At 39.4% G+C, this 26,772-nt stretch carries 21 protein-coding genes; 10 read left to right on the forward strand and 11 right to left on the reverse strand.

Going from position 1 to position 26,772, the window contains the following annotated elements; genetic code table 11:
• Window positions 1-3: 3 nt before the first annotated feature.
• Together AY601_RS07685 and AY601_RS07690 are read right to left on the reverse strand one after the other, a co-directional pair.
• Window positions 4-1,065, reverse strand: a complete 1,062-nt coding sequence (locus AY601_RS07685; protein WP_068398789.1) for an efflux RND transporter periplasmic adaptor subunit — start codon at window positions 1,063-1,065, stop codon at window positions 4-6.
• A gap of 71 nt (window positions 1,066-1,136) precedes the next feature.
• Window positions 1,137-2,471 carry a TolC family protein gene (locus AY601_RS07690; RefSeq protein WP_068398791.1) on the reverse strand — a complete coding sequence of 445 codons (1,335 nt, stop codon included), beginning with the start codon at window positions 2,469-2,471 and terminating at the stop codon, window positions 1,137-1,139.
• Between the two features lie 334 nt (window positions 2,472-2,805).
• Between AY601_RS07690 and AY601_RS26025 the strand changes: the two genes are divergently transcribed.
• Window positions 2,806-2,940, forward strand: coding sequence for a helix-turn-helix domain-containing protein (locus tag AY601_RS26025; RefSeq protein WP_232324718.1), 135 nt, complete (start codon window positions 2,806-2,808; stop codon window positions 2,938-2,940).
• On the forward strand, window positions 2,941-3,324 hold the full coding sequence (locus tag AY601_RS07695) for a hypothetical protein (protein ID WP_068398793.1): 384 nt from the start codon (window positions 2,941-2,943) through the stop codon (window positions 3,322-3,324).
• A gap of 103 nt (window positions 3,325-3,427) precedes the next feature.
• Here AY601_RS07695 and treY read toward each other — a convergent pair whose 3' ends face one another.
• Together treY and treZ are read right to left on the reverse strand one after the other, a co-directional pair.
• Window positions 3,428-7,390, reverse strand: coding sequence for a malto-oligosyltrehalose synthase (gene treY / locus AY601_RS07700; RefSeq protein WP_068398795.1), 3,963 nt, complete (start codon window positions 7,388-7,390; stop codon window positions 3,428-3,430).
• Window positions 7,383-9,209 (reverse strand): malto-oligosyltrehalose trehalohydrolase, encoded by a 1,827-nt coding sequence (treZ, locus tag AY601_RS07705; RefSeq protein WP_068398799.1) that lies wholly within the window; start codon window positions 9,207-9,209, stop codon window positions 7,383-7,385. Before treZ ends, treY begins: the two co-directional genes overlap by 8 nt.
• Window positions 9,210-9,414: 205 nt before the next feature.
• Here treZ and AY601_RS07710 point away from each other — a divergent pair, with 205 nt between their 5' ends.
• The 5 genes from AY601_RS07710 (at window position 9,415) to AY601_RS07730 (ending at window position 13,671) form a co-directional block, all read left to right on the forward strand.
• Window positions 9,415-10,365, forward strand: coding sequence for a cytochrome P460 family protein (locus AY601_RS07710; RefSeq protein WP_068398801.1), 951 nt, complete (start codon window positions 9,415-9,417; stop codon window positions 10,363-10,365).
• Between the two features lie 3 nt (window positions 10,366-10,368).
• On the forward strand, window positions 10,369-10,848 hold the full coding sequence (locus tag AY601_RS07715) for a hypothetical protein (RefSeq protein WP_157287775.1): 480 nt from the start codon (window positions 10,369-10,371) through the stop codon (window positions 10,846-10,848).
• A gap of 92 nt (window positions 10,849-10,940) precedes the next feature.
• A complete protein-coding gene (locus tag AY601_RS07720; protein WP_198163639.1) occupies window positions 10,941-11,885 on the forward strand; it encodes a sensor histidine kinase in 945 nt (314 codons plus the stop codon).
• On the forward strand, window positions 11,882-12,637 hold the full coding sequence (locus AY601_RS07725) for a LytR/AlgR family response regulator transcription factor (RefSeq protein ID WP_068398805.1): 756 nt from the start codon (window positions 11,882-11,884) through the stop codon (window positions 12,635-12,637). The genes AY601_RS07720 and AY601_RS07725 overlap by 4 nt, the downstream gene beginning before the upstream one ends.
• 209 nt (window positions 12,638-12,846) lie before the next feature.
• Window positions 12,847-13,671, forward strand: coding sequence for a hypothetical protein (locus tag AY601_RS07730; protein ID WP_068398808.1), 825 nt, complete (start codon window positions 12,847-12,849; stop codon window positions 13,669-13,671).
• Window positions 13,672-13,711: 40 nt separating this feature from the next.
• Here AY601_RS07730 and AY601_RS07735 read toward each other — a convergent pair whose 3' ends face one another.
• Window positions 13,712-14,854 carry an epoxide hydrolase family protein gene (locus AY601_RS07735; protein WP_068398810.1) on the reverse strand — a complete coding sequence of 381 codons (1,143 nt, stop codon included), beginning with the start codon at window positions 14,852-14,854 and terminating at the stop codon, window positions 13,712-13,714.
• Window positions 14,855-14,918: 64 nt separating this feature from the next.
• Window positions 14,919-15,845, reverse strand: coding sequence for an SDR family oxidoreductase (locus AY601_RS07740; RefSeq protein WP_084359157.1), 927 nt, complete (start codon window positions 15,843-15,845; stop codon window positions 14,919-14,921).
• 135 nt (window positions 15,846-15,980) lie between these two features.
• On the opposite strand from AY601_RS07740, the gene AY601_RS07745 reads away from it, so the two are divergent.
• Window positions 15,981-16,409 carry a DUF1810 domain-containing protein gene (locus tag AY601_RS07745; RefSeq protein WP_068398812.1) on the forward strand — a complete coding sequence of 143 codons (429 nt, stop codon included), beginning with the start codon at window positions 15,981-15,983 and terminating at the stop codon, window positions 16,407-16,409.
• Between the two features lie 87 nt (window positions 16,410-16,496).
• Here AY601_RS07745 and AY601_RS07750 read toward each other — a convergent pair whose 3' ends face one another.
• The gene (locus AY601_RS07750; protein ID WP_068398815.1) at window positions 16,497-18,374 is read right to left on the reverse strand and encodes a PAS domain S-box protein; all 1,878 of its coding nucleotides are present in this window, start codon (window positions 18,372-18,374) and stop codon (window positions 16,497-16,499) included.
• A gap of 157 nt (window positions 18,375-18,531) precedes the next feature.
• Entirely contained in the window at window positions 18,532-19,587 is a 1,056-nt protein-coding gene (locus tag AY601_RS07755; RefSeq protein WP_068398817.1) for a glycoside hydrolase family 130 protein, read from the reverse strand.
• Window positions 19,588-19,758: 171 nt separating this feature from the next.
• Here AY601_RS07755 and AY601_RS07760 point away from each other — a divergent pair, with 171 nt between their 5' ends.
• Window positions 19,759-21,978, forward strand: coding sequence for a hypothetical protein (locus tag AY601_RS07760; protein ID WP_068398819.1), 2,220 nt, complete (start codon window positions 19,759-19,761; stop codon window positions 21,976-21,978).
• Here AY601_RS07760 and AY601_RS07765 read toward each other — a convergent pair.
• Window positions 21,975-22,343 carry a hypothetical protein gene (locus tag AY601_RS07765; RefSeq protein ID WP_068398820.1) on the reverse strand — a complete coding sequence of 123 codons (369 nt, stop codon included), beginning with the start codon at window positions 22,341-22,343 and terminating at the stop codon, window positions 21,975-21,977. The two genes, AY601_RS07760 and AY601_RS07765, sit on opposite strands and share 4 nt — an antisense overlap.
• 303 nt (window positions 22,344-22,646) lie before the next feature.
• Here AY601_RS07765 and AY601_RS07770 point away from each other — a divergent pair, with 303 nt between their 5' ends.
• Window positions 22,647-23,681, forward strand: coding sequence for a DUF4236 domain-containing protein (locus AY601_RS07770; RefSeq protein ID WP_068407303.1), 1,035 nt, complete (start codon window positions 22,647-22,649; stop codon window positions 23,679-23,681).
• Window positions 23,682-23,687: 6 nt separating this feature from the next.
• Here the strand turns inward: AY601_RS07770 and AY601_RS07775 are convergent, their stop codons facing one another.
• Both AY601_RS07775 and AY601_RS07780 read right to left on the reverse strand, forming a co-directional pair.
• Entirely contained in the window at window positions 23,688-25,559 is a 1,872-nt protein-coding gene (locus tag AY601_RS07775) for a M1 family metallopeptidase (protein WP_068398823.1), read from the reverse strand.
• A gap of 142 nt (window positions 25,560-25,701) precedes the next feature.
• Complete coding sequence (locus AY601_RS07780; protein WP_068398825.1) at window positions 25,702-26,748, reverse strand: medium chain dehydrogenase/reductase family protein; 1,047 nt, start codon at window positions 26,746-26,748, stop codon at window positions 25,702-25,704.
• Window positions 26,749-26,772 lie beyond the last annotated feature (24 nt).

A 26,772-nucleotide genomic window follows, 5' to 3' on the forward strand; every position in this document is an offset into this window, starting at 1 on the left:
GTTTTATTTTGAGACATTAACTGGTGAACCATCTTTTAAATTGATTTGTCCTGAAGTAACCACAACCTCACCAGCATTCAGGCCACTGGTCACCTGGATCAGGTTATTCATTTCTATACCGGTTTTGATTGGCTTTTGGTGAACAACATCGTTCCGGACAACATAAACAAAGGCATCTTTGATACTTTCTGTCAATGCCTCCCTTGGGATGAGCAAGATATTTTGCTTCGTTTTGCGGGAGAAGTCAGCATAAACAAAAGTACCAGAGCGCAGCAAAGACCCCTCTTTATTATCAGCGATGATCTCAACCAGGTAATTATGTGTTTCATCTGCCTGGGGGCTGATAAAAGTGATTTTACCATTAAAAACCTGCCCTTGATAAACATCTGTTGTGATCTTGATCAGCTGACCCACCTTTGCTTGGTAAACCTCATTCTCGGTGAGTTTTAGCTGAACTTTAACCTGCGAAAGATTGACGATCGTTCCAAGCTCTGCTCCCGCATTGGCAAACACACCCTGCTCTAGCATTTTTGCTGAAACTGTACCACTTGTAGGCGCTTTGACAGCCGCATCAGCTATCTGTTTTTTAAGCTGACTGACCTGATTTTCAGCATCTGTATAGTTTTGACGTATTTCATTTACCTTCTCCCGGGTCGCTGCCTGTCCTTCCAGTAATTCTGTGTACGTCTGTAGATCGTGGCGTAGTTTGGTTGCATTAGACTGTGCTTTTTGCAGATCAAGCTGTATCAACTTGGTATCCATAACTGCAAGGATCTGTCCTTCATTTACATAATCACCCAGATTGAACCTAAGCTGTATCATTGTTCCGCCAACAGTTGAAAGCACTTTAGCCTCCTTAAATGGTGCAAGACTTCCTGTTTTTATCAAGTTGATTTCCTGTAGTTGTTCCTTAACCGTAGCAACTTTTACAGGTATCTTTACTACAGCATTATCCTCCTTTGGATTTTCCTTTGCATTGAGCTTGCTTTTATTTGCAGCGAGCTTAAAAATAATAAGTCCGATACTGACCACGACGATCAGAATTATGATATGTTTACGTTTCATCTAGTTATCTATTGTTTTTTTTTTGTAAGATGGAGCCTTTGGTGGTTAAAAGAATTATTGGCCCTGCGTGCTTAAAGTGAGGTGTAAAATGTTTTAAGACTACCTGCCGCTTTTTCCAGGTCTAATCTGGCCTGCAGGAAACTATAAAGAGAATTGAGGTAATTATTTTGCGCTTCTTTAATTGAGTTTTGTGTATTTAGCCACTCCGTTAAATTTTCAACACCTTTTTTATATTGCAAATCAGTTATCTTGAATACAGATTGTACCAGATCAATATTCCTCCGGTCACTTTCCAGACTGCTCTTAGCCTTAAACATTTTAGTCTTGGCATTCTGATATTCCATTTCATATTTACCTTCGTCTAATTTCATATTTTCTACAGCATTCAGGCTTTTATACTTCGCCTGATTGTACTGCGCATTGCGCTTAAAGAAATCGAACAACGGAATGCTTAGTTTAATCCCGATAACAGCATATGGACTTAAATCTTTAAAGGCCGGGCCGATCGTATTACCAAATCCAACTGCACCATACCTGGCATATCCACTAAGTTTAGGAAGCGCTCCTGCCTTGATCCTCTTTTGGTCTATCTCCAAAAGTTTAGCATTCACCTGGGAAAGCTGATAATCTGTCCTTTTGTCCGCTAAAAAGCCTTTACTGTCCAAATCCGGACGTACTACAGCACTCAGGCCTTCTACGGAAGGGTTTTCCACCTGTAACTGATCCGTCATCGGATAGCCCATTTCGTACTTAAGCTGATTTTCGGCAAGGGTCAGGTTACTTTCTGCCACGCGGATCTGAGAAACTGCGTTATTATAATCAACGGTAACCTTATCCAGATCTTTTTTAAGGGTCACCCCCTTTTTTACCTGTAATGCAGAAATATCGATCTGCTTTTGGTAAGTCTCTAAATTTTCACGCAGCAACCGCAATTGCTCCCTGTATACAATGATTTGATAATAGGCATTACCAATATTATAAATGATAGTTTCCTGGCTCCTGACGATATTCAGACCCGCTTGTTCTTTCGCATACTGATTAGCTTTTAAGCCATTTAACAGCGACTGATCATAAATTGTCTGATCGAGCTGGGCCAGACCATTGCTATTGAATTTCTGACTAAAAGCTACACGAATATCCGTTGGGCCGAATACACCGGCTGGAATAACAGATTCCTGAACCTTTAGATTGTCTTCTAAAGTTGCTGAGACGCTAATTTTAGGTAAATAATCGGAAAGCGCCTCTTTGGCTTTCGCATCAGCAGCTTTCTTTTCGTTCTCATAAACAGCAGTATTGCGGTTATGCTCCAGCCCATAATCGATGCATTCTTTCAGGTCCCATTTCTGTTGTGCAAATACATGGAGATGCAGCAAGCACATCACTGCCAATATTATTTTTTTTTTCATATCCTGCTTAAAAGCGCTTTTACCTAACCTAAAAGGGCTTGGCGGACGCTATTTTTATGCAAAGCTATACGGATTTAGTGTCCGTATTTTGATCTTTGACCATGAAACGGACAAAATGAACAGTGAAATGAACAAAATGGAAAACAGGGCAAACCATACAACTTTGTTATATAGATATCATAACTCATGGAAATCCTTTAGATAACGGATACTTCAGCAAGAACTACAACATAAAGCTTTCACCTGGTTATTTAAGTAACCTGTTAAAAGTGGAAAGCGGAGAAACCGCATTAGAACACATTCATATTACCTGGTTTCCGAAGCAAAAAACCTGTTGATTAGTAAAAATGAAAACATATCTGAAATTGCTTATGCCCTGGGTTTTGAAAATTTATCTTATTTTTCAAGATTATTTAAAAAAGAAGCTGGCGTTAGTCCAAATAGCTTTAAAAAACAAATGACCAATTAGATGACAGGAACAGATTTCGCCAACAGATTACTGAATAATATACAAACATCTTTAGCCTTAAGATCCCGCATACCTTATCTTGATATGTTAAGAGAACTAAAACAAGGTGGGATGTCCATATCTGCTGATACTTTAAATACATCCTCAAACTTTGGAAGTTTTGACCGCGCCTTAAAAGAAGTCCTGACTCTACTCCATAGCAGTCACAGTGATTTAATAGCACCACCTGATGTTTTACCCTTACCCCTGACACAAATCCATCAGAACCTGGCTGATCACCTCAACCTGTTAAGTGAAATACTTCAGAACTTTATAGCGGATAAAGAATCAGATTCCTGGCTTCTTTTTGATAAATTAGAAACGATTAACCTCGCGTCAGTTTAACAACCACGGACAATCATACCACAAAAAGACATGATTTAAAGCAAAGCTGCTTTGGAATAGCTACCATTAACCAGCATTCCAAAGCAGTTCCATTCATTCCATATTACGAACGGCCATACAGCTGAACTAAATCACGTAAATAAACACCTATAGCATCATTTAACTCTTTTGATTTAACACGCCATACCCAATTTCGCTTAATCGATGCAGGAACATTCATCCTTGCTTTTGCCCCTTTGTTCAAAATATCCTGCAGGGGAACAATTACTACCTTAGCTGTTGATGCATAAGCTAACCTGATCAATACCTGTGCGATGTTTCTTTTAGAAACCTTTATACCTGTATAACTGTCAATTCTTGACCTGTCACCGTGACTAATATCTTTCGCATACCAGTTTCTGGTGGTATTGTTATCATGAGTTCCCGTATAAACCAGGCAATTTACCGAAGTAAAATTATGAGGTGCATGAACGGACGCCGGACTATCTTCTCCAAAAGCAAACTGTAAGACCTTCATACCAGGCAGCTGATAGTGATCACGAAGCGCTGTTACTTCAGCATCAATTTCTCCCAAATCCTCTGCAATAAATGGGATAGTTCCGAAATGGGCTTCTAAAACATCGAAAACCTGGCTTCCCGGCCCCTGTTTCCAGTTGCCAAACTTTGCAGAACTACTGTCTGCAGGAACTTCCCAATAAGATGAAAAAGCGCGGAAATGATCCAAACGGATTAAATCATATAACTCAATATTTCTTTTTATTCGTTGAACCCACCATTCATAATTGGATTTTTTCATCGCTTTCCAATTGTAAACCGGCATTCCCCAAAGCTGTCCATCAGCATTAAAATAATCTGGCGGAACTCCTGCAATTGCCTTCATCTCTCCTGAAGGACTGATTTCAAATAGCTCCTGGTTTGCCCATACATCACAAGAATCCAGTGCAGCATAAAACGGCAGGTCGCCAATCAACTTTATATTCAGGTTAACCGCTTGCGCCTTCAACTCATTCCACTGCTTGAAAAATATAAATTGATACCATTTAACCTCATTTATTGCATCTTCATGCTGTTCTCTAACTTTCGATAAGGCCGTCAATTCCCTGTCCTTCAGTTCTTTTTGCCATTCATACCACGGCTTGTTATCATTTAAAGTCTTTAAGACTTCATACAATGCATAATCTTCCAGCCAGTAAGCCTCATTGGAAGAAAAGTCTGAAAATGCCTGATCCTTCCCATTGGATTTTTGTTTGAACCGTTGATAAGCCAAGCTTAACATAAGCTTTTTTTCCTGAACAGCCGAAGTAAAATTGACTTTTCTTTTCACCTTTCGATGTTTGGCTTTTATAACGTCAGGCTCCAGAAACCCATCTTTGATCAAAAGTTCAGGACTAATTAAAACAGGGTTCGCAGCCATGACCGAACCGGATGCATATGGAGAATAAGCTTGTGTATCCAAAAGAGGGTTTAAAGGTAATATCTGCCAGTATTTTTGACCCGAGGAAGCCAGAAAATCCATAAAATTAAAAGCTTCAGGCCCCATGTCACCTATCCCAAATGCAGAAGGAAGAGATGTAATATGCATCAAAATCCCAGCTCCCCTTTCCTGATGTTCAACTTTTTGATGCAGCACTCCAAACGGTACCGATTTAAAAATATCCTGTAATACAAGTACACTATTCTCCGCTTTACAAGACTGATTTTCAATTAAATCCAGGTAAACTGAAGGAGCCCCTGCAGGTAAAACAACCTGAGTATCCCCTAACTCGAAATGTAAATTATTCTGCGCATTCAAAAGCGCTGCAACATTTACAGGTACCACAAATATTGCCCAATCTGTTTTATACCTGCGGGCAAAAGCTATAAAATCAGCTGCATGCAGGCCAGTAACTTTTAGCGGGATATATAATCCAATCCTGAATAATTCAGCATATGCTGCCCTGAACTTTAACAGTTTCTGCAAAATCAGCAATTTAATTTCTCCTGCCGAGCTTTCCTGCCACAATAATTTGATATGGAATGATTTCTTCAAAAAGTCATCCATATACTGCACACGTAATGCATAATCTACAGGCCTTCGGTTATCAGGATCTACCATACTAAAATCCCAAAGCTCAGTTCCCTGATAAGTATCAGGAATCCCTGGAACCCCATGTTTAAGAATTAAAGAGGACAGCGATTTTACCATACCCAGATGTGCCAGCCTTCGGAAAAAATCGCTGAAGACAGTCCAGAATTCACGTTTAGTATCCAATATCCTTTTCACAAAAGCGCTGGTTGCAGCTTCATAATCCATGTCCGGATTTTCCCACCCGGACTTCTCTTTAGCCTCCCGCAATGCTTTTTCAATATAGTCAAGGAATCTCTTTTGATAAACCTCACTATCTTCGCGCTCATCATAAGTCGACACTAAGGTCTGATAAATAAAATAAGTATCATTTTCATCAGGAGAAGCTCCATCCGTGGCATTTAATACGTTCCACTCTTTCACCTGTTGTAACCATTCTCCTTTGAGATCAGTCAGGATACTCAGCCTGGCCCTCGCATCTTCGCCACGTTTGGTATCATGTGTAGCCGTCGAATTCATAGTTAACGGCCAATTTTCACCCCTGTTCAAAATAGCCTCATGGAAATCAGAGGCCTTTAGTCCGAAAACTGCCGGAGAATCTCCAACTTCATTATTTCCGATATGCCTGTTATAAGTATACATTAAAGTATCTTCCACACCTTTTGCCATTAACGGCCCGGAGAACTGCATCAACCTTTGATAAAAAGATATATGCTCATAAAGCAATGCTTTTTTTATGAATTGGACCGGCTTTACTAGTTCTTTATCTTTTTCTAATGCTGCAAACAACTTTTCCATAGCCTCCATTTCTTGTGGAGGCAGCGGATAAGCATTTCCATAAAACCGGTAAACCGGGCATAGAATTAAAAGCTCGGAGATAATGTGCTTAAATACCCCAAAATCGCCAATGGCCATCCGTTCTGGTCCTTCAGGTATAATATTCAGCAAAAGCTGGTAGAGATTTTCAAGCTCCCCCTGCATAGCAGTACTTAGAATTTTACGTTTTTTTTCCAGGATCTGTTCTTCAACAGACTGATGGTCATCGGTCAGGTTTTCATAAAAATTGTTAAACTTCTTTTCCGACTGCTCATTGGTATACAGCTGATTGGCTAACCCGAGATAATCGTATCCTGTAGTTCCTTGTATTGGCCATTCCGCAGGTAAAATCTCTCCAGGTTCTAAAATTTTCTCCGCAACGATATAAACATCCTTCCCACAAAGCGCTCTTAAATTTTCCAGGTATTGCTTGGGATCAAAAAGCCCGTCAATGTGGTCAATTCTCAATCCCTGAAATATTTTCTGGTCTACAAGTTCCTTAATCAGCACATGGAAATCGTCAAAAGTAATCTTCGACTGCATATTCAGACAAATCAAACTATTTACCGTAAAAAAGCGGCGATAGTTCATTCGTTCATTACTTTCCTGATAAGAACACAACCGGTAAAACTGCTGCCCGGTTATCTCCAGGATCGAACCTTTCAGGTCGGTCCCCTTTCTCAATGGCCAGTAACTCTCGTGATATTTTAAAAACCATTCCCCTTTTTGCGCTACGAGTGAAAGATTTTTATTGGCAATCTCTTCCTCCAGTGCAGCGCCCAGGAAAGGAGCCATTAATGGTTCTTTTGCTAAATCCTGTGAGATGATATCAAAATGATTTCTATATTTTGATTTCTCCCCTTTCTTTAACACATCCATTAGCCACGGATTCCGAAAATCATAAGCCATATGATTGGGTACAATATCTTGTATCCAGCCCATTTTTACAGCAGCCAGCTCTTTAGCGATCAATTTAAGTTCAGCTAAGGAACCAATCTCCGGGTTAATCTGTATTGGATTTAAACCATCATAACCATGCATGCTACCAGGAACAGCAGTAAAAATTGGCGAAGCATAAATTGTCTTTACACCTAATTGATGTACATAAGGGATCAATTTACGAAAATCATTAAAAGTAAAATCCGCATGAAATTGAATGCGGTAAGTCGAGATCGGATTAAACATATTTAGCGGAATAAGCTATAAAAGATTCTGATTGTACACTAATTTGCCCGGTAAGACCAGTTGTGGAAGGTTCGCCTGGACCATGCCATATTGAGGATGCAGAGTTGACCAGCTCTGTTGAAATACTGAGATGAGCTGGAATATCCAGCACTAGCTGTTCAGTTGAAAAATTAAGCACACACCAAATGAGCTGTGTTGGATCAGCGCATTTTCTTTCCAGCAACAAAGAATTTTGTGCCTCCAGAATACTGACCCCAGGAGCTTCATGCGAAGTAAAGCTGAAGTATTTTTTACGCAGCGCAATCAACTGCTGATAATAGCGGAAAATACAGGCATGCTGATGCTCGCCAATCAATTCCCAGTTTAACCGGGATTGATTAAAAGTTGCCTCATCTTGTGGATCAGGTGTTTTTCCCTGATCAAACATCGCTGCAAACTCCTTTGCTCTGCCATTCCTGACCTGCATGATCAGCGCTGGATCTGAATGGTCAACGAAATAAAGAAATGGATTAGTCTCTCCCCATTCCTCCCCCATGAATAATAAAGGTAAAAACGGAGAAAACAGTACAGCACCGGCCATTAGTTTACACATTTCAAAGCTAAACAGCTTACTGGTACGTTCCCCCAGCATCCTGTTACCAATCTGATCATGGTTCTGAGAAAAGACCACAAACTGATCATTAGTCTTCCCAAATGCCTTACGTCCAAATGTTTTTTCACGCACCACGGAGTACATACCAGTATAAACATAAGCGTCTTTATAAGACTTGGCAAGCTGTTGTATACCAGAAAAGTCTTCGTAATATCCCCTGGCAGGTTCACCAGCAGTTACCCGTAAAGCATGATGAAATTCATCCACCCACTGTGCATCCATTCCCAATCCATTCTCACCAATCGCAGTAATATACCGGGGATCATTCAAATCACATTCAGCGATCAGGTAATGTTTGCGCCCGGTCTTCTCCAGCAATAAACTTGTATGGCATCTGATTTCTTCCAGAATATGCAGCGCACCAAAATCTTTAATGGCATGAACGGCATCAAGCCTGACAGCATCAATGTGAAAATCACGAAACCACATCAGTACATTTTCTATAAAGTAATTCCTGACACCATCACTCCCCTGGTCATCAAAATTGATGGCATTGCCCCAGGGTGTTTTATATTTATCCGTAAAATACGGCCCGAAAGCACTTAGATAATTTCCTTCAGGGCCTATATGGTTATAAACCACATCTAAAACAACTGCAAGCCCTTTCTGATGACATATATTGACCAATTCCTGCAAACCGGCTGCACCTCCATAAGACTCCTGCACTGAAAAAGGGAAAACACCATCATATCCCCAATTCCGCTTTCCCGGAAATGAAGCGACAGGCATCAGCTCAATCGCTGTAATTCCCAGTGCTATTAAGTGATCCAGACGGTTTATTATTCCTTTGAAAGTACCCTCATGACTAAAAGCAGCAGTATGTATTTCATAAAAAATATAGTCGTGTAAAGGGATGTTTTCCCAGGAAGAGTCTGACCAGTTATAAGCCGTATTTATGGCCTGAGAACCACCATGTACGCCATCAGGCTGGGCTAAAGATGCAGGATCAGCCAAACGTTGTTCTTTATCTATTATAAACCAGTATACATCGCCAGGCTGGATCAATGCTGTACAAAGTGACCAGTATCCAGCCAGGTCAGGTTTAAGCTCCAGCACCAATGTTCCGGTAGCTATGGAAACCTGAGTTGCATCAGGTGCCCAAACATTAACTACTGCCTCATTATGCGCATTGAAATTTACACCGATGCCTCTTTTTAATATATCCATAAACAGTTAATTTCCCTATTTTAATTAATTTAAGAACACCATGTCCTAAAAAGAGTTTTAAGATTTTAATGCAGATTTTGCTAATAGGTTTAATTGATGGAGCCCGTATCTGCCCGGCTCCCGGACGATTTCGCCAGCGTGCCAGTTTTCCCCTTTCATAAACCTGGCGTTTAGGTAGATTTAGGTAGTAATAAAAAATTAAACCATGAATAAACCCCTTTATAAACGAAAAACAGTACGTGTATCAGCTGTTCTGCTCCTCTGTTTTGGTATCCTGCAACTTTACAGGCCTGAATTAAAAAAACAACCTGTAACCGCAGATTTTAACGGGCCCGAAAATGTAAAGGCGATCTTAAAAGCAGCTTGTTATGACTGTCATTCCAATGAACCTGATTTGAAATGGTTTGATCATCTTCAACCGGCTTATAGTATTGCGCTTGCGGATAGCGAAGAGGGTAAAGCGGGTCTTAACTTTTCCGAATGGGGCAACATGGCACCAGGTGACCAGAAAGCCAAGCTATTTGAAATTCTTAACCAGATCACTACCGGAAGCATGCCATTGAAAAGCTACCAGGTGTTGCATCGTTCAGCCAACCTGAATCCAGCTGAGATAGCCATCGTCAAAAACTATGTTGCAGGTATGATTAAAGACCATCCCGCAGACACCGCCCTGGTCAATGCAGCCACTAAACAATTCAACAATTGGAATGCGCAAAACCTTAAAGCAGATAAATTACCAGAAACCTTAACAGGTGTTCCCTATCTGCCCGACTATAAAAACTGGCAGGTGGTAAGTACAACAGACCGGATGGACAATAACACTATCCGGGTGGTCTTTGGAAACCCTATTGCAATCAAAGCAATAGCTGAGCATCATATTAACCCATGGCCAGAAGGAACTATTTTTGCTAAAGTTGCGTGGGATAAACTACTGAATGCCGATGGAAATGTTAAAACCGGAGCATTCAAGCAAGTGGAGTATATGATTAAAGACAGCGAGAAATATAAGCGTACAAAAGGCTGGGGCTGGGCAAGATTCAAAACCATGAAACTGCTGCCTTATGGTAAAAACATAGGCTATGCAACAGAATGCGTCAACTGCCACCGTCCTTTATCTAATAATGATTTTGTATTCACCCTTCCAGTTAAACATTAAACTATGCGATTTAAACTAAAATATTCAGCCTTTATAGTGCTATTGCTAATCGCAATGGGCTGTCAGCAACAAAACAATCATGCAGGTGAATTAAATAAAGGCGCAAGCCTGCCGGAGCATTTACATTTCAATCAATTGGGACTGAAAGTAATTACTTCTATGATCAGTAAAAAAGAAGCAACCATGTCTACGTTATATGGGAATGAGCTGGCCTTGAAATATACAAAATCCAAAGGTGATAGTACCTTTGCAGGTATGGTATTTGCTTTGGTTACCTGGAAACAACAAGACGATGAAAGATGGTTTGGTGCAAAAATCCCGGGCCAATTTCAAAGTGTAGAGATGGTGACTACAAAAGCCAATGGAAATGCTGTCCAGACTACCTATAAAATAGATAAAGGAGAAAAATTAAACATCGGTTCTTTGGCCGAAAAAGAACGGATAAAATATATCTTAGCTCAAAAAGCTTCAGTAATGCCTTAATTCAGTTCATGCTATTCCACAAAATCAACCATTCCGCCCATAGATCAGTTTTCTTTGTCTCGCCAAAAATCATTTGGTTCAGCTCCTTATTTATGGGCATACTTGCCTCTATACCAAAAATCCTGCAACTTCATGTAACCCTTGTAGAATTGGCTGTAGATGCTTCTATTGCTTTTTTATTCTCTCTTTCTACCTGGTATTTCAACATTTACGGATTACCTAAATTTTCCAGTATTCAGGTAACTAACAGGTTTTTTAACCTGAGGCTATTTTACAGTATCTCCTTTGGACTCGTGTTGATGTTGATATTGGTTGGTGTTCATCAGCTGTTATTCCCAAGGTATCATTTTCAAGCTATGATTTTAATGTATCAGTTCCGGGGCATACTAATTAACCTGACTATATACATGTTCTTATATTTCTTATATCAAACTTATAGAAATCATCAAATCGAACTTGAACTCGAACGTGTTAAAGCCGATCATCTGAACGCACAATATGAGTCTTTAAAACAGCAGGTTAACCCTCATTTTCTCTTTAACAGTTTGAATACGCTGAAATCAATGGTGGAAATTGAAGACAAACATAGTGCTGAATTTATTCTGAACCTCTCAGATTTTTACAGATTTACCCTCGAGAAAAGAAAGCAAGATGTGATCCCCTTAGCAGAAGAATTAAGCATTTTACATTCGTATATGTTCTTATTAAGCGCCCGGTTTGAAGAAGGGATTAATTTCGAAGATCAGATACCAGACAGCTATTCCACGTCCTTAATACCACCATTTACCTTACAGCTATTGGTGGAAAATTGCATCAAACATAATGTAGTTTCACTCGAACAGCCATTAACTATCTCCTTGTCTGTCAAAAATGATATGCTTTGCATCCAGAACAATTTGCAGTTAAAAATAAATCCGGACCCTTCTTTAAAAATGGGACTGGAAAATATAAACAAGCGTTACCAGCATTTGACGAATAAAGCTATAGCCATAGCGGAAAATTCCGGATCATTTACTGTTAAACTTCCATTGATATGAATATCGTAATCATAGAAGATGAGATCAAAACGGCTAAAGCATTAGCAAAAATGATCCTCTCCCTCCAACCCACTGCTCAAATTACAGCGACTATCCAAAGTGTTAAAACAGCAGTAGCCTATTTTTCAGCGCACGCCAGCCCTGACCTTATCTTTATGGATGTTCAATTAGCCGATGGTAACTGTTTTGAGATTTTTAAGCAAACAGAAGTGCGTGCTCCGGTCATCTTTTGTACAGCTTTCGATGCGTATGCGCTGGATGCTTTTAAGGCAAATGGGATTGATTACATTTTAAAGCCTTTCTCCGCAAACAGTCTCCAAAGCGCATTTGAAAAAGTGATTTTGCTTCAGAACTTTTTTCAGGTCAATGAACAAGCTTCAATTCAAATTAATAAATTGCTGGATCCTGCAGGTAAAACAGGTTTTCTGGTCTTTAAGAACAATAAATACAGCACGATACAAACCCACGATATTGCCTGCTTTTATATTCGTGATGAAATTACAATCCTGGTCACGGCTACCAGTGAAGAATATGGAATTTCCCAATCACTGGAAGAACTTTACAAAGTGCTCAATCCAAAGCAATTCTTTCGGATCAATCGTCAGTATTTAATTAGTTATAGCGCTGTCAAAGAAGTAGAACACTACTTTGCCCGTAAATTAATTGTGAAACTGAATATTTCCACTTTCGGGCAGTTGATCGTAGGTAAAGATAAAGCCACCTTATTCTTAAACTGGCTGGATGACCGGTAACAAGGCTTTTAAATAGCAAAGGTCTCTCACAATCAAAAACGCGAGACCTTGATGCCTGCATTTCCGACAGCTATCACTAAATACTTTTGTAAATATTTGTTCAATTTGTATTATTTTTTTTTGTGCTATATGTATTATATTTTATTCGATCCGTATTTGTTGATATATTGCGTGAATTATTTATTCCTTAAAGAAATAGCAGACATTTTATGGACATCGTTAAAATACCGAAGAAATTAAGGGACGTATTGGACACGTTAAGAAGCGGGCAAATAGAATCCGGATTAGCGCAGCTTGCAGAAATTGCAGCGTTTGAACCGCAAAAAGCTATTGTTTTAGCAGAATTTAATTACTTCAGCAGCAATGACGAGTTGGCGATGGCAAACGATGAAAAGGCTTTACCATTTGATGAACAATGGTATGCAGGAAACATTTTATCTGAACATTTCTTTGCTTACACCCATGCGGCTATCAGCAATAATCATCAAAAAAGAGCAGAAAATTTCTATAAAACATATCTTGCTAAAAAGAAAGAATCAGATTTGGAAGACCATCGATTTAATACCTATAAACACCAGGTGAGCCAGCATTTGGCAAAACTTAAGGGAAAAAAGAACTTGACAATTGATCCGGCTCCACTTCAGATTATTACGAATGGGAAAGAAATGCCTGATTTTATTGCACAATTAAAAAAGTACAGGCCCAAATTAACCCATGACAGTCTTAAAGGAGCAGAATATTTGCTTGGTTTTATGTTTGAAGAGGGAAATACGGACGAAAGTTTAGCATATTATGAAAAATATGCAGAAGAACTGACTAATGAAGATAGCCACCTGCATGCTGCAAGGCTTTTCCTGTTAGCAGGCGAGCATGAAAAATCAAAAACGGCCATCAGGAGTTATGTAAAAATATGGTATCCGGTTGAGTACATCCAAATTACACCCATGCGGCTCTGGGAATTTGAAGACTTATATCCAATTTTGACTAAAGAATTCAAAGAAGAAATATTGCGGATACCAAAAGCGAAACCATAAATGAAATACAGCAACCGGATTATAAGTATTCGGGTCCTTTTTAAAGCTGCTTTTCATTCAATTTGGAAAAGAAATCTATAATATCATCTGCCAGTAATCCGGGTTGTTCTGAAGCAGCAAAGTGTCCGCCTGCGGGCATCGGGGCCCAGTGGCGGATATTAAAGCTTTTTTCCACGTAAGCGCGTGGCGGAGTTGGCAATTCTTTTGGAAACTTAATAAAGCCAACTGGTACTTTTATAAAATCATCCTTTCCGAAAACTAATGGTTTTTTACTGTTCTCGTTATAAATTCTCATGGAGGAATGGATCGTTTGTGTAATCCAGTATAAGGTGACGTTAGCGAGCAGTTCATCCTTTGTAAAAGCATTTTCAATATGACCATTGTTATCACTCCAGCCATTAAACTTTTCAATAATCCAGGCACACAACCCCGCTGGAGAATCGTTTAGCCCATAAGCCGCAGTCAGAGGTTTGGTAATCTGCATGTGAATATATGCACCTTCTTTGGCAGACCAATCCGCTCCTGTTTGCTGAAAAGCTACAACCTCGTCAGTAAGCTGTTCTCCATCTTTTAAGTAAGCCTTATAAGAACCAGAAATATAGTTCAGGTGTAAACCAATAATATTTGATGGATACTTTAAAGACAACCAGGAGCTGATTCCTGCCCCTATATCACCACCTTGTGCCCCATAATTTTTATAGCCTAAAGTTGTCATCAATTGATGCCAGAGATCTGCTATAAATTCACTGTTGCAACCCGGATGAACAGCTTTGCCTGAAAAACCAAAACCTGGAATGGATGGAATAACCAGGTCAAAAGAATAGTTGGGGTTTGTTGTCAACAAGGGAATCAGCTTCATCATTTCCAGAAACGACCCTGGCCATCCGTGTGTAATAATCAACGGTACTGAATGCTTACCCTTGCCTTTGATATGCATAAAATGTACCTGATGGCCATCAATATCAGCTATAAAGTTTGGATAGGCATTGATTTCATTTTCAACTTTACGCCAGTCAAATGTATCCTGCCAATAGGAAACCAATTCTTTCATATAAGAAAGATCAGTTCCATAGTTCCAATTCGATCCCAGGATTTCGTCAGGCCACCGGGTCAAACTCAGTCTTAGTTTCAAATCATCAAGAACTTGTTGGGGGACATTTGCTGAAAAAGGTTTTATCATCATGAAAGGTAATAAAAAGACTGCCAATTACAGTTTGGGCAACCCTGATCAGGATTGCCCGGAATACTTAGGGTTGCCCACTACCACCTGCAGCGCCATAAATCTGGCCTGTGGAATAGCTTGCGTCATTTGCCGCTAGTTGCACATAAATAGAAGCTAACTCGGCTGGCTGACCTGGTCTGCCTAAAGGGGTTTCTTTACCAAATTGTTTTACCTTTTCTTGCGTTGAACCTCCTGTAACTTGCAGTACGGTCCAGATCGGTCCAGGTGAAACACCATTGACACGGATACCTTTTGGACCAAGTTGTTTTGCCATTGACCTCACAAAACTTGTATTTGCAGCTTTGGTTTGTGCATAATCAAAGAGATCTGGTGATGGGTCTGTAGCTTGAACTGAAGTCGTTACTATAATTGAAGATCCGGGCTTAAGATGAGGTAAGGCCGCTTTTGTAATCCAGAAAGGTGCATAAATATTCGTCTTCATCGTCCAGTCAAACTGCTCGGTACTCAACTCCAAAATAGACTGATGGCTTTGCTGTCTGCCAGCATTGTTAACTAAAATATCTAATCCTCCAAGTCCTTTTACAGCTTCTTTAACAAGCTTTTCACAAAATTCTTCTGCTCTGATATCACCAGGAATAGCGATGGCTTTACGCCCTTCTTTTTTTATAAGCTCAATAACCTCTTTAGCATCCGGTTCCTCTTCTGGTAAGTAATTTATAGCCACATCAGCGCCTTCTCTGGCATAAGCAATGGCAGCGGCTCTTCCTATGCCAGAGTCACCACCAGTGATCAATACTTTACGTCCGGTAAGCCTGCCAGAACCAACATAACTTTTTTCACCATGGTCAGGTACAGGCGACATCTTTGAGGCTAATCCTGGCCAGGGTTGTGTTTGTTCTTTAAACGGAGGTTTAAAATATTTCTTTGTCGGGTCTTCAAGCGGAGATCCGTTGGTTGCAGTATTGGTAACAATTTTACTTTCTTCTTTCATAAGATAAGGTTTATAATGTTTACTTAGGCGTCAACACTGTAATTTAACAAAAGTTTTAAGAAAAAAATGTTTACCTTAATACCTCCGTGAATCCACGAAAAACTAAGTTAAAGCATTCGAAAATTACTAATTAACATGAAATCACACGACCTGGAAAGATTTATAACAGCTCAAAAAGGAGTTTTCCAAACTGCGCTTGGCGAAGTTCAGCATGGTAAAAAAATCACACACTGGATGTGGTATATTTTTCCGCAGATCCAGGGTTTGGGTTTTACCGAAAAATCAAAATATTATGGGATAAAGGATCTGCAGGAGGCTGCTGATTTTCTGCATCACCGGGTGCTTGGTCCAAGGCTGATTTTGATGTGTCATACGCTGCTTGCTTTAGAAACTAATGATGCACATCAGATACTGGATAGCCCGGATGATCTGAAACTGAAATCATGCATGACTTTATTTTCAGAAATTCCTGACAGTGACCCTGTTTTTGAAAAAGTATTAAAGAAATTTTTTAACGGCTTGAAAGATCATATTACTTTAAAAATCCTCAACCTCCACCGTTGATTTTAACCGAACAAAATCAGCTGATTATGTTAAACTTTCTGTTCAGGGCCAGGGCCCTGGAATTGCGCAGGACAACTACTACATAGGTTAGCTAAGGGTCTGTAAATAAAAGTAAAATACGGAACCTGCTTTTTCTTCACTTTCAACTACAATTTCACTATCATGGTAACGCAGGATCTCTGAAACAAGATATAAGCCTATACCAAATCCGGGTACAGTTTTTATGCCGTTATTATTGACTCTGTAAAAACGTTCAAATAATCTTTTCTGATCACCGGGGCTTATACCTATCCCCTGATCACTGACATAAATTTTCACTTTCCCGTTCTGTTTTTCGCAACCCAGTGTAATCAAGCCTCCTTCGGGCGAATATTTAATGGCATTGCTGACCAGGTTCATTAACACTTGTCCGATTTTATCTCTATCGGCATTGATTATAATTCCCTCACAGTCTATTAGTTTTATCGTATGTTGTGAAGTTAAGAATTTAGCATCTTCTGCAATTTCAATCATTAAAGGATGTAATTCTACTTCCCTTCTTTCTATCTGAAGTTTTCCTTCTTCCATTCTTGCCAAACTCAAAAAGTCATGAATCATCGATACCATTTTTTTAGTCTGGGCTTCTGCTCTGATTAATGATTTAACACTGAACTCGTCCCCTTCTTTTTTGGAACGCATCAGTAATAACTGGAGATAACCAGTAAGCGCAGTTAAAGGGGTTTTCAATTCGTGGCTCACCATAGCCACAAAGTCATTTTTCCGCTGCTCTTCTTGTTTCCGCTCTGTGATATCTCTGGCAATCTTTGATAACCCAATAATTTTACCGTCCATATCTTTAACAGGTGATATAGTCAGGGACACATCGATCGTTTTTCCGGATTTAGTGATCCTTTTGGTTTCAAAATGATCTACCCTTTCGCCTTTATTTAATCGGGAAAGAATCTGAACTTCTTCTTCCTGACGGTCAGGCGGTATTAATTTAAGTATCGGCTCACCTATTACTTCTGCAGCACTATAGCCAAAAGTCCGCTCTGCGGAGTCGTTCCAGCTGGTAATGATTCCATTTAAAGTTTTACTGATTACAGCGTCATTGCTTGAATTGACAATAGCAGCTAATTTTTCACTTTTCTCTTCTGCATATTTAACGTCTGTGATATCCAGTGTAGTTCCGATTAATAAGCTAGCGTAACGATCTGTTTTAAAGCTACTTCTCCACTGCACTTTAATCCAGCGCATTTCGTTGTTATCCAGACGGTAAATCCTGTAAGTCAGGTTATGTGTTTTGCCATTACCGGGTTCAATAGATTCATGCATCGCCAGAAGCACAGTGGATCGATCTCCAGGATGAATCATCTCACTGAATGCATCAAAAGTTATTTGTTCAGCAGCAGGATAGCCAAAGAAATTTCTGCATTCTTCTGACCAGTATAAAATATTTGTTATTGGATCCCATTCCCATGTACCAAGGTTAGTAGATTCTATGGCTATTTTTAACTTGGTTTCGTTCTGCTCCAGTTCATTGATCAGCTCTGCCTTTCTTTCCTGTTCCTGGATCAGGGGCGTAATATCCCTGGTAAAACAACGGGTATGAACAAATTTATCTTCTTTCCAGAGTACACTTGAATTAATGAGCACATGTTTGATGTCACCATTTTTACAGCGCAGCCTGGCTGGATAATTTAGCAGGGTCTGGTTATTGGTCAGCCGGTAAAGAATGTCCTGTATAACTTCCTGATCTTCATGAAAATTACTGATAGGAAATCCAATATATTCTTCTCTTGTATAACCTAATGAAACAAATTCAGCTTGATTAGCCCAGGTAATTATTCCTTCAGCATTAACCCAATGTAGTGGCAATGAGGCGTTCTCCACAAAGTCATTCAATTCCTCTAAGCGAAATTTCAATTCTTTGTTTTCTTTCTCATATTGAGCAATTTTTGCCTGAAGTACTTCGAAATCTTCCATATATAGTTAATCGAACAAAACTAATCATTGTTAAGCTATTTCGCTAAGAAAGATAAACAAAATAATCAGTTATAATTCAAGATAAATGAAGATAAGAATCAATTGTCATCCACCTCATTTTGTGGTTGTCATTTATTCAGTATCATTATGATGATCCTCAGGAATCCCATTTTAACGACCCCAAAATCTCCCGGACAGAGAAATTAGCTCCGCATACAAATTCATCGGCGGCGCCGTAATAAATAGTCAGCTGATCTCCATGAACTACATGCCCATTTGTAAAAACAACAAAACCAAAAAAGCCACTGAGCTCATATCTTTCCAAGGGTACCATAATGGGGTCAATACTTCTGGCAAGAACAATTGACGGGTCTTCCATATCCATTAAAAATGCACCCAAACAATACCGATGTTCCGCTGTAGCACCGTGATAGATTTCCAGCCAGCCCTGTTCAGTTTTAATTGGTGATGCGCCACCGCCAACCCTTGCGCTGTCCCACATTCCAGGACGGGTTTTCAAAATACATCGATGATTTCCCCAATGCAGTCCATCGGGAGATTCTGCCAGCCAGATATAATTACCACCAATATCTTTACTGCTTGGCCTGTGTAATGCGTAAAACTTACCGCCAATTTTTTCCTCAAAAATAGCAACGTCTTTATTGTGCGGAGGTAAGATCATCCCCTTACGTTCAAAGTGCTGCCAGTCTGTGGTGGTTTGCAGCCCAACTCCGACCCCATTTTCCGAAACTGCGGTATAGGTAAGATGATAAAGTCCTGCTACCAGCGAAACTCTGCAGTCTTCGATACCATAGCGTTCAAGTTTGCCTTTACCAAACAGGCCGGGATAGTTTACTTCTTCGGAAAAATTTATTCCATCCACGCTGCTCAGCAAGCGCAAGTGTGATACCGTAGTCAGATAGTCCAAGCCCTTGTAATTAAATATCCTGGCATCTGTTGCAATTAGGTCCGGGTCATTTAAAGGCACTTCCATAATTTCTAAATTCCCTGCATCGTTGAGTACAGGGATGAAAGCCCAGCCTTCAACTTGTTTTATACTTTCTGCCACCCTGACCAGCAGCCAGGTTTTACCATCAAAAATAAATACGCCGGGATTAAGTAAGCAGATCACCTGAAGCCCCTGGGCACTTGGTGTGATATCTTTGGGCATCAGCAGTGGATTTTCAGGAAAACGTTTGGCAAGATCCTTCATTGTAATTAATTGTTTTTTAGTGAACTCAGGACTGATTTGCTCCTGTAAAAACTATAGTGAAATCTGTAACATGAGGTATCGTAGGATTGTTTAAATAATTTGAAAACATCAATTTAAAACAAAGCTTTAGCATGGGTGTTAAATGTTCATCAAAATTAAACATAGCTTATTATGAACGGATTATCTCCCTGGGCATTAAGTGCAAGTTCTGAATTAGCAGAAATTAAAACAGCACTTTATACTAAAACTGCAGGTAGTTTTGAATTTGAAGTTTATCAGCATAAAGATTCCATCTGGATTGCAACTAAAATGCCGAATGGTGGTCGCGTTGCTTTCCGGGCAGCATTTAGCCCCGAAGGATTTTTTGCAGTAAAAAAAGTGACAGAAAATAGCCAGGGTATCCGGTTTAAGCTCGATAGTCATAGTGGGACACAGCAAGTAACCATCATGATAGATGAGCAGTCATCAGTACCTGTATTACGCTATACGACAACGCTGACACCGGCAAAGGACCTTTTTATTCCATTCTGGCCAAGAGATATATTGCTCACTGGTAAAAATGGCAATCCTGAAAATACAGCGGGAAAGATACATGTAAGTCAGGAAGGGACCCGGACAGGATTAATTTACATGACCCAAACCAGACCAAGTTCAGCAGCTATCCTTTATTTACAAAATTTAACTGCACTGGCTGATTATTGCCAGCAAACTCAAACCTCTTGTGCAGATGTAGTTGGTGGTAGCTGGCCGGAAATGGGTTTTGCATTACCTGCAGCAACAGCGCAGCCTTTAAAGGCAGGGAAAGAGGTGACTATCTCAGCTGCATTTATAGCTTTCGATGAACAGGTTGCTGTTGAAGAATTTCACCTGGCCAAACAATTTCTCCAGCTGCTGGCAAGAATTTATTTGCTGCTTCCAAGACCAGAAACCAATTATCAGCATTGGCCCGAAATTCTGGACAAGGGTTTAAAAGATTTGATAGAAAGTCCGGGATGCTGGAGCCAGGTAGCGGGACATCAATACTTCAATGCTTATGTAAGTGATTACAATACTCCACCAGAAATCATGGTACAGCTAGCGGTATTGCTCCCATTAGTGGATTATGCAGAATGGAGTAAAAAGGAGCTTAAAGTCATGAAAACTATTAAAGATGGTTTACCTGCGTTTTATAACAAGAAGATAGGCTCGATTATGCGTTGGTTACCTGCTGCTGAAGAAAAACTAAAAGGGGAAGAAGAACAGAAGCAACCAGGTGTTATGGATTCATGGTATTTGCACCACCCTTTACTCAATTTGTCCAGACTTGCTTTGAAAGGCGACAGGATTGCGGAGAAACTTTTTCTGGATTCGCTGGAATTTGCAATTAAGGTAGCCCGCCATTTCAAATATCAATGGCCTGTTTTTTACAAGATGGATACTCTTGAGGTACTTAAAGCAGAAACTGCCGAAGGTAAAGGAGGAGAAAAAGATGTGGCGGGAATTTATGCCCATGTGATGCTTCAAGCCTGGGAGTTAACCAAAGAGCAACGCTTTTTAGATGAAGCGGAAAAGGCAGCAAAAACATTGCAGCTTTATGGGTTAGAAGTATTTTATCAGGCCAATAATACCACATTTGCTGCTGGTGCATTATTGCGTCTTTATAAAATCACTCAAAAGGAGCTTTACCTGAATCTTAGTTATCTTTGCTTGGCAGGGATCTTCCGCAATACCCAAATTTGGGATTGCAATTATGGTTATGGCAGAAATTTCCCGAAATTCTTTGCGTTGTTTCCGCTTAATGATGCGCCATATACTGCCGCTTATGAGGAACAGGAAGTATTCTGTGCGTTACATGATTATTTGAAAAATGCTGAGGGTGTTGAAATCCTTCCGTCGGTAAAGTTATTAACTGCAGAATATATCCGCTATCTCGTTGACCGGGCTGTATATTATTATCCTGGTATGTTGCCTGAAGAGATGCTGGAGGAAAAGCCGAAGACCGGGGAAGTGGATCCTAAGCTTTGGATTGCGCTGGAAGACTTGCAAGATGGCTGGCAAAAGTCTGGTACGGTTGGTCAGGAAGTTTATGGCGCAGGAAATGCATTTGGTATTTTACCAAGACATTATCTTCGGGTACCGGATGAATCTTTTATGATCTATGTAGATTATCCGACAACTGGTTTCAAAGCTATTCAGGGGAAAAACATACATTTTTCTACCTTGGGTGATAAGCAGTTGCCTTGCAGAATGATGATCATTAAGGATGATGCTTCCAGATTACCGGATTTCACAGTGACTATTGGTGGGGAAACAAAACCTTTAAAAGGAAAGCTAACTCCCAAGGGGCATCTTGAATACCCCCTATCTGGAAATCAGCAAATCAATGTTGTTTGGAAACATGGGAATAACTAGTCCTTACTAGTTAATTCTTCCTCAAACAATTCAAAAAACAGGTTTTGTAGTTTATGAACGTGTTGTAGTGTTTTAAAATCTCCTGTTTCATCGTTTGCGGGTACTTGTTTATAACAGTCAAAATATTCATCTTCTACAACATTGTATAAAAAGAAATTGAATTCTGGATGTTGGTAATAGCCCTGGCCATTGTCTTTAAAACCAAAATCATTAACCAGCCATTCTTCAGTGATCAAGACAGGAGAAATTGCTTCAGTGCCAATCGTGCTGTTAATGCCTTTGGTAGAAATAGATTCTACTTTTACCGGATCATTTCCTGATAAAGTTTTAACGTAATTCCCGATCCTTAGTTCGCTTGTTTGCATGGGGCAAAGCTAAGGTTTTTGATTACTGGTTTTTTGTTTATAAATTAAAGTCTTTCCTGAGGCTTTAAATGATATCCTTAAAGACAACAAATCCTTAATTAAAGGAAGTTACGATACCAAACCTTGAAACACATGGGTATCGTGCAGATTTCATACACAATACCCCATATTTCAAAACAAAACACACATTTAAACAGCTGCAAAACTATTTGAAAAATAGCGCCGTGTTTTATGGTTTCCCGTAAAAAAGAAATACTGGTGTTTATATTTTTGAAGAATCAATCAACCTGTAATTCTGAAAAAATGGCCTGGAATTTCCGAAAACGTATAAAAATCATCCCTGGAGTGCATTTAAACTTAAGCAAAACTGGTATATCGACTTCAATTGGTACTAAAGGAGCAAATATAATCCCTCCCTCCTATGAAACCCCTGCTGCCTCCACCAGTAATGTTTTTAGTGCAGATATCCATAAAATAACGAGTCAGAATATGCAGGGAGTGAAAGAGGCAATTACCCTGGCTCACCAACAAAGGAAAGAATTAGAGAATGATCTTTTAAGTATTCAGACAAGTTTAGGAACTTCAAAGTTGAAGCTTATACTCAGCTATATATTTCTTTACGGACTGCTTATCAAGCGTATCCCTGAGAACCTGGAGATAGATATTGAGTTGCAAAAAGAAGCTATTCATCAGACAAAGGCAGCAATTGAAGATTGTTACGTCAAACTCGATATTGATTTTGACTCAGAAATGAAAGAAAAGTATGACAAGCTGGTTAATGCATTTAAGAAATTAGCAACCAGTCATAAAATCTGGGATATTACAAGTGCACATTTTCAAGACCGTGTAGTTGCGCGTTCTTCAGCAAGTACTATAGTCAATAAACAGGAGGTTAAATTTTCGTTCAGGTCAATTCCTAACCTGAGATCAAATTTTGAAGCACTTTATTTTCAAAATGCAAATGGAGCAGATTTGTATTGCTATCCCGGTTTTATAATTATACAGTATAACCAGGCAGATTTTGCAATTATCGGCATTGACGAAATTAATTTACAACAGCGTGCTGTACGCTTCACAGAGACAGGTGCTGTTCCTGCCGACACAAAAATAATTGACAAGACATGGGCCAAGGTTAATAAAAATGGTACACCTGATAAAAGATTTAATGACAACTATCAAATTCCAATAGTCAGGTATGGTGAAATTACGTTGTCAACTCACAAGGGCTTAAATGAGGAATATGAATTTAGCAACTATGAGTTTACTGATGAATTCAGCAATGTCTTTAAGGAATATCAAATAGCAATTAAACGGTCTATATCAGGTATAACTGTATAAGTTAAATTATCCGTTTTCTTGGATAAATCTATTATTTTCAGGCTGAATATCTACATCCAGCGGGCTTCCTAATACCAATTCCTTTACTGGCTTTTTGGCTTTAAAATGAAGCTTTACAAACTTATTCCCCTTTATCCAACAACTGATATTCCGATTAATTGTTTGTGTGCTACCATCCTTGTAAATAATTGTCAGGTGGATGGGAACGGCAAGGGTTCCAGGACTGGCGATTGTTATAGTATAATCCAGTTTCTGGTGGATAACTTTACTGATTGCTAAATCCGGAACATTCGCTTCAAAGAACCAGTTTTTCCAGAACCAGTTCAAATTTATCCCGCTACCAGTATTCATACTGTAAAAGAAGTCATAGGGTATTGGATGTTTTCCTTTCCAGTTATCCATATAGTAATGCATAGCTTGCAAGAATAACTCGTCTCCCAGCATTTCCTTAAGATATGCCATTGCTAGTGCTGGTTTAAGGTCTTTCTCCGTGTATCTCGCGTCCCGCCCATAGAGTTGTGGGGTCAGTGTCATCACTGGAACCTCCTCTGCTGTACCTGCACTATTGTTAAAGCTGCTCAAATCATAGCGCATCACAGCAGCAGAATCAAGCTTAGGGTATAAATAAAACTCTGCCATTGTTGCCCACCCCTCGTCCATAAAGGAATATTTAGTTTCATTAGTGCCTACATAAAATGGAAACAAGCTATGAAAAATCTCATGTGAAGTTAGTTGAATGGTTTCTATTTGAGTTGCAAATGGAAGATTATTAACCATCATCGGATACTCCATAGCATCCAGGCCATCGAAGATAGTCTCGTGTGAATATGGAAACGGTACTTTCGGAAAATAATGACTCATGAGTGCTACAGTTTTTCTGGCATATCCGATCACAGGAAAATAAGTTTCATGATCAGTATTAAACACGGCATCTACCCTGGTTCGTCTTTTAGTCACCGAATCCACCAGTACACTGGTAGATTTCCATAAATAATGGTTACTCATAGCGAAGGCAAAATCAATCACATGATCGGCTTCAAATTTCCAGGTATGGGTTACCTTATTAAGAGTTACCTCGCCTTTTTTAAGGTCTTTAGTGGTAATCACATCTATTATCGCATCATTCTTTTCTGCCTGGTCAATTCGCTGCAAAATTTCAGGATTGTAAACTTCTTTTGCATTCTTCAAATCTCCGGTTGCCCATAGCTGATAATTGCAAGGTACAGTTATTTCTGCACGGAAATCCCCGTAATCGTTGTAAAATTCTTCTTTACCAGCATAAGGATATTTATTCCAGCCATCTATATCATCATAAACTGCTATTCTTGGAAAGAAATAAGCAATAAAAAAAGCACCACTGTCAACCTCTCCTGTCCGGACAAACGATGTTTTATTAAGAATATAATTGTAGTTGACCGTAATATGGACCTTTTGACCTGGCAAAATAGGTTTTACGGTAACCTTCATATTCGTTTGCTGGATCAGCAGTTGCGTACTGTCTAATTTGTGATCATCTATAGTGAACGAATTGATCTGAACGCCTGTAGTCATATCCGCTACTTCGATATATTGATTACGGACTGCATCTGTTTTATATAAATTGGGATAGAGCTTAAATAATAAGTTTTTTAAAGTATCGGGGCTGTTATTCGTATAATTAATATCTACGTTGCCGTTTAAACGACGCGAGGTGGGATTAAAATTGACCTTAATGTTGTAATTAGCTGTGTTTTGCCAATATAGTCTGCCAGGCGTGCCTTTAGTACTCCGGGTACCATTTTTATAAGCTTTTTCGACACTTCTGATAACAGGCAACTCTTGGGCATTACAAAAATGGTTAAAGGAATAAGACAACAGGATGATCAATAAAATCTTCATGACACAAAAAAATAGATTATTTATAGTTCTTTTATTTTTATTAGATCATTGTAGCCTTATTAACCCTGAAAAGCAAATTCTGAAGGCCATTTGTAGCTTTAACTGCAAATATAGGTATCGACGGTATAGGTTTTGAACTTAATTAAGGAGTCAATACTATTTTTCCATAAGTTGTTCTTGATTCTGCCAGTTCCATTGCTTCCCTGATGTTTGCTAATGGGAACTGTGCTGCAATCTGAGGTTTTAGAACACCGCTCTGCAATAGTTTAATTAATTGAGAAAAATCTTCTTTCATTGCTGTCTTAAATTCAGCCTCCCCTTTACCAGACCAGATATCGTAAAAGCCTGCTTTACGGCCATTGGGTAAACTATTCAGCAAAAATAATTTTGCAAGTAAGATAAGAAATGATAGTAAAACAGATTTATTCAGATCCAGCGCAAAGGCAATGGCGTAACTGATCAGTGTGCCACCGGATTTTAACAGGCCGAAAGACCTGGAAATACTTTCACCGCCGATATTGTCAAAAACAGCATCTACACCATCAGGCGCAATCTTGCGTACGTTTTCAGAAAATTTAACGTCATTATAAGTTATAGGGATAATGCCTTGCGCTTTTAAAGTTGCATGGTGCCTTGGTGAAGCTGCTCCTATAACCTTGACGCCTGCGTGGATTGCCAATTGCGACAAGATAGTACCAACACCCCCATTCGCACCTAAAACTAAAATAGTCTGTCCACGTTTAATTTTAGCTTTTCGATGCAACATCTGCCAGGCTGTAATCCCATTCACAACTATTGCTTCAACAGCTACAGGATCAACATCGTCCGGAATATATAAAAGATCAGCAGCACAAACCAGTGAATGAGAACTCCATCCGCCTGTTTTGGTTAATGCAGCAAATCTTTTACCGATCAGTGAAGGATCAACTTCGGGACCTGTAGCAACTACCATCCCTACCATATCATAACCAGGAACAAAAGGAAATTCAGGCATTCCGGGATATTTGTCCCTCATCATAGCCCGCTCTGCAAAGGAAACTCCGCTTGCTTCCACTTTCAGGATCACCTCTCCATTTTTGGGTTTGCTTAAGAATCTTTCTTCGATTAACAAGTCTTTAGGTTCAGCAACACCGGGTAATATAACTTCTGTAATTCTAAAATCAGAGGTATCAAATATTCTACTGTCCATATGTTTTATTTTTAAACAAACTTA

Origin of the sequence: Pedobacter cryoconitis, assembly GCF_001590605.1 — a bacterium.
Lineage (GTDB): Bacteria > Bacteroidota > Bacteroidia > Sphingobacteriales > Sphingobacteriaceae > Pedobacter > Pedobacter cryoconitis_A.

What these genes read in the sequence shown, in the direction of transcription:
- AY601_RS07685 (WP_068398789.1), bottom strand. Translation starts at nt 1,065, where the DNA reads ATGAAACGTAAACATATCATAATTCTGATCGTCGTGGTCAGTATCGGA.
- AY601_RS07690 (WP_068398791.1), bottom strand. Translation starts at nt 2,471, where the DNA reads ATGAAAAAAAAAATAATATTGGCAGTGATGTGCTTGCTGCATCTCCAT.
- AY601_RS07695 (WP_068398793.1), top strand. Translation starts at nt 2,941, where the DNA reads ATGACAGGAACAGATTTCGCCAACAGATTACTGAATAATATACAAACA.
- treY (WP_068398795.1), bottom strand. Translation starts at nt 7,390, where the DNA reads ATGTTTAATCCGATCTCGACTTACCGCATTCAATTTCATGCGGATTTT.
- treZ (WP_068398799.1), bottom strand. Translation starts at nt 9,209, where the DNA reads ATGGATATATTAAAAAGAGGCATCGGTGTAAATTTCAATGCGCATAAT.
- AY601_RS07710 (WP_068398801.1), top strand. Translation starts at nt 9,415, where the DNA reads ATGAATAAACCCCTTTATAAACGAAAAACAGTACGTGTATCAGCTGTT.
- AY601_RS07715 (WP_157287775.1), top strand. Translation starts at nt 10,369, where the DNA reads ATGCGATTTAAACTAAAATATTCAGCCTTTATAGTGCTATTGCTAATC.
- AY601_RS07720 (WP_198163639.1), top strand. Translation starts at nt 10,941, where the DNA reads ATGGGCATACTTGCCTCTATACCAAAAATCCTGCAACTTCATGTAACC.
- AY601_RS07725 (WP_068398805.1), top strand. Translation starts at nt 11,882, where the DNA reads ATGAATATCGTAATCATAGAAGATGAGATCAAAACGGCTAAAGCATTA.
- AY601_RS07730 (WP_068398808.1), top strand. Translation starts at nt 12,847, where the DNA reads ATGGACATCGTTAAAATACCGAAGAAATTAAGGGACGTATTGGACACG.
- AY601_RS07735 (WP_068398810.1), bottom strand. Translation starts at nt 14,854, where the DNA reads ATGATGATAAAACCTTTTTCAGCAAATGTCCCCCAACAAGTTCTTGAT.
- AY601_RS07740 (WP_084359157.1), bottom strand. Translation starts at nt 15,845, where the DNA reads ATGAAAGAAGAAAGTAAAATTGTTACCAATACTGCAACCAACGGATCT.
- AY601_RS07745 (WP_068398812.1), top strand. Translation starts at nt 15,981, where the DNA reads ATGAAATCACACGACCTGGAAAGATTTATAACAGCTCAAAAAGGAGTT.
- AY601_RS07750 (WP_068398815.1), bottom strand. Translation starts at nt 18,374, where the DNA reads ATGGAAGATTTCGAAGTACTTCAGGCAAAAATTGCTCAATATGAGAAA.
- AY601_RS07755 (WP_068398817.1), bottom strand. Translation starts at nt 19,587, where the DNA reads ATGAAGGATCTTGCCAAACGTTTTCCTGAAAATCCACTGCTGATGCCC.
- AY601_RS07760 (WP_068398819.1), top strand. Translation starts at nt 19,759, where the DNA reads ATGAACGGATTATCTCCCTGGGCATTAAGTGCAAGTTCTGAATTAGCA.
- AY601_RS07765 (WP_068398820.1), bottom strand. Translation starts at nt 22,343, where the DNA reads ATGCAAACAAGCGAACTAAGGATCGGGAATTACGTTAAAACTTTATCA.
- AY601_RS07770 (WP_068407303.1), top strand. Translation starts at nt 22,647, where the DNA reads ATGGCCTGGAATTTCCGAAAACGTATAAAAATCATCCCTGGAGTGCAT.
- AY601_RS07775 (WP_068398823.1), bottom strand. Translation starts at nt 25,559, where the DNA reads ATGAAGATTTTATTGATCATCCTGTTGTCTTATTCCTTTAACCATTTT.
- AY601_RS07780 (WP_068398825.1), bottom strand. Translation starts at nt 26,748, where the DNA reads ATGGACAGTAGAATATTTGATACCTCTGATTTTAGAATTACAGAAGTT.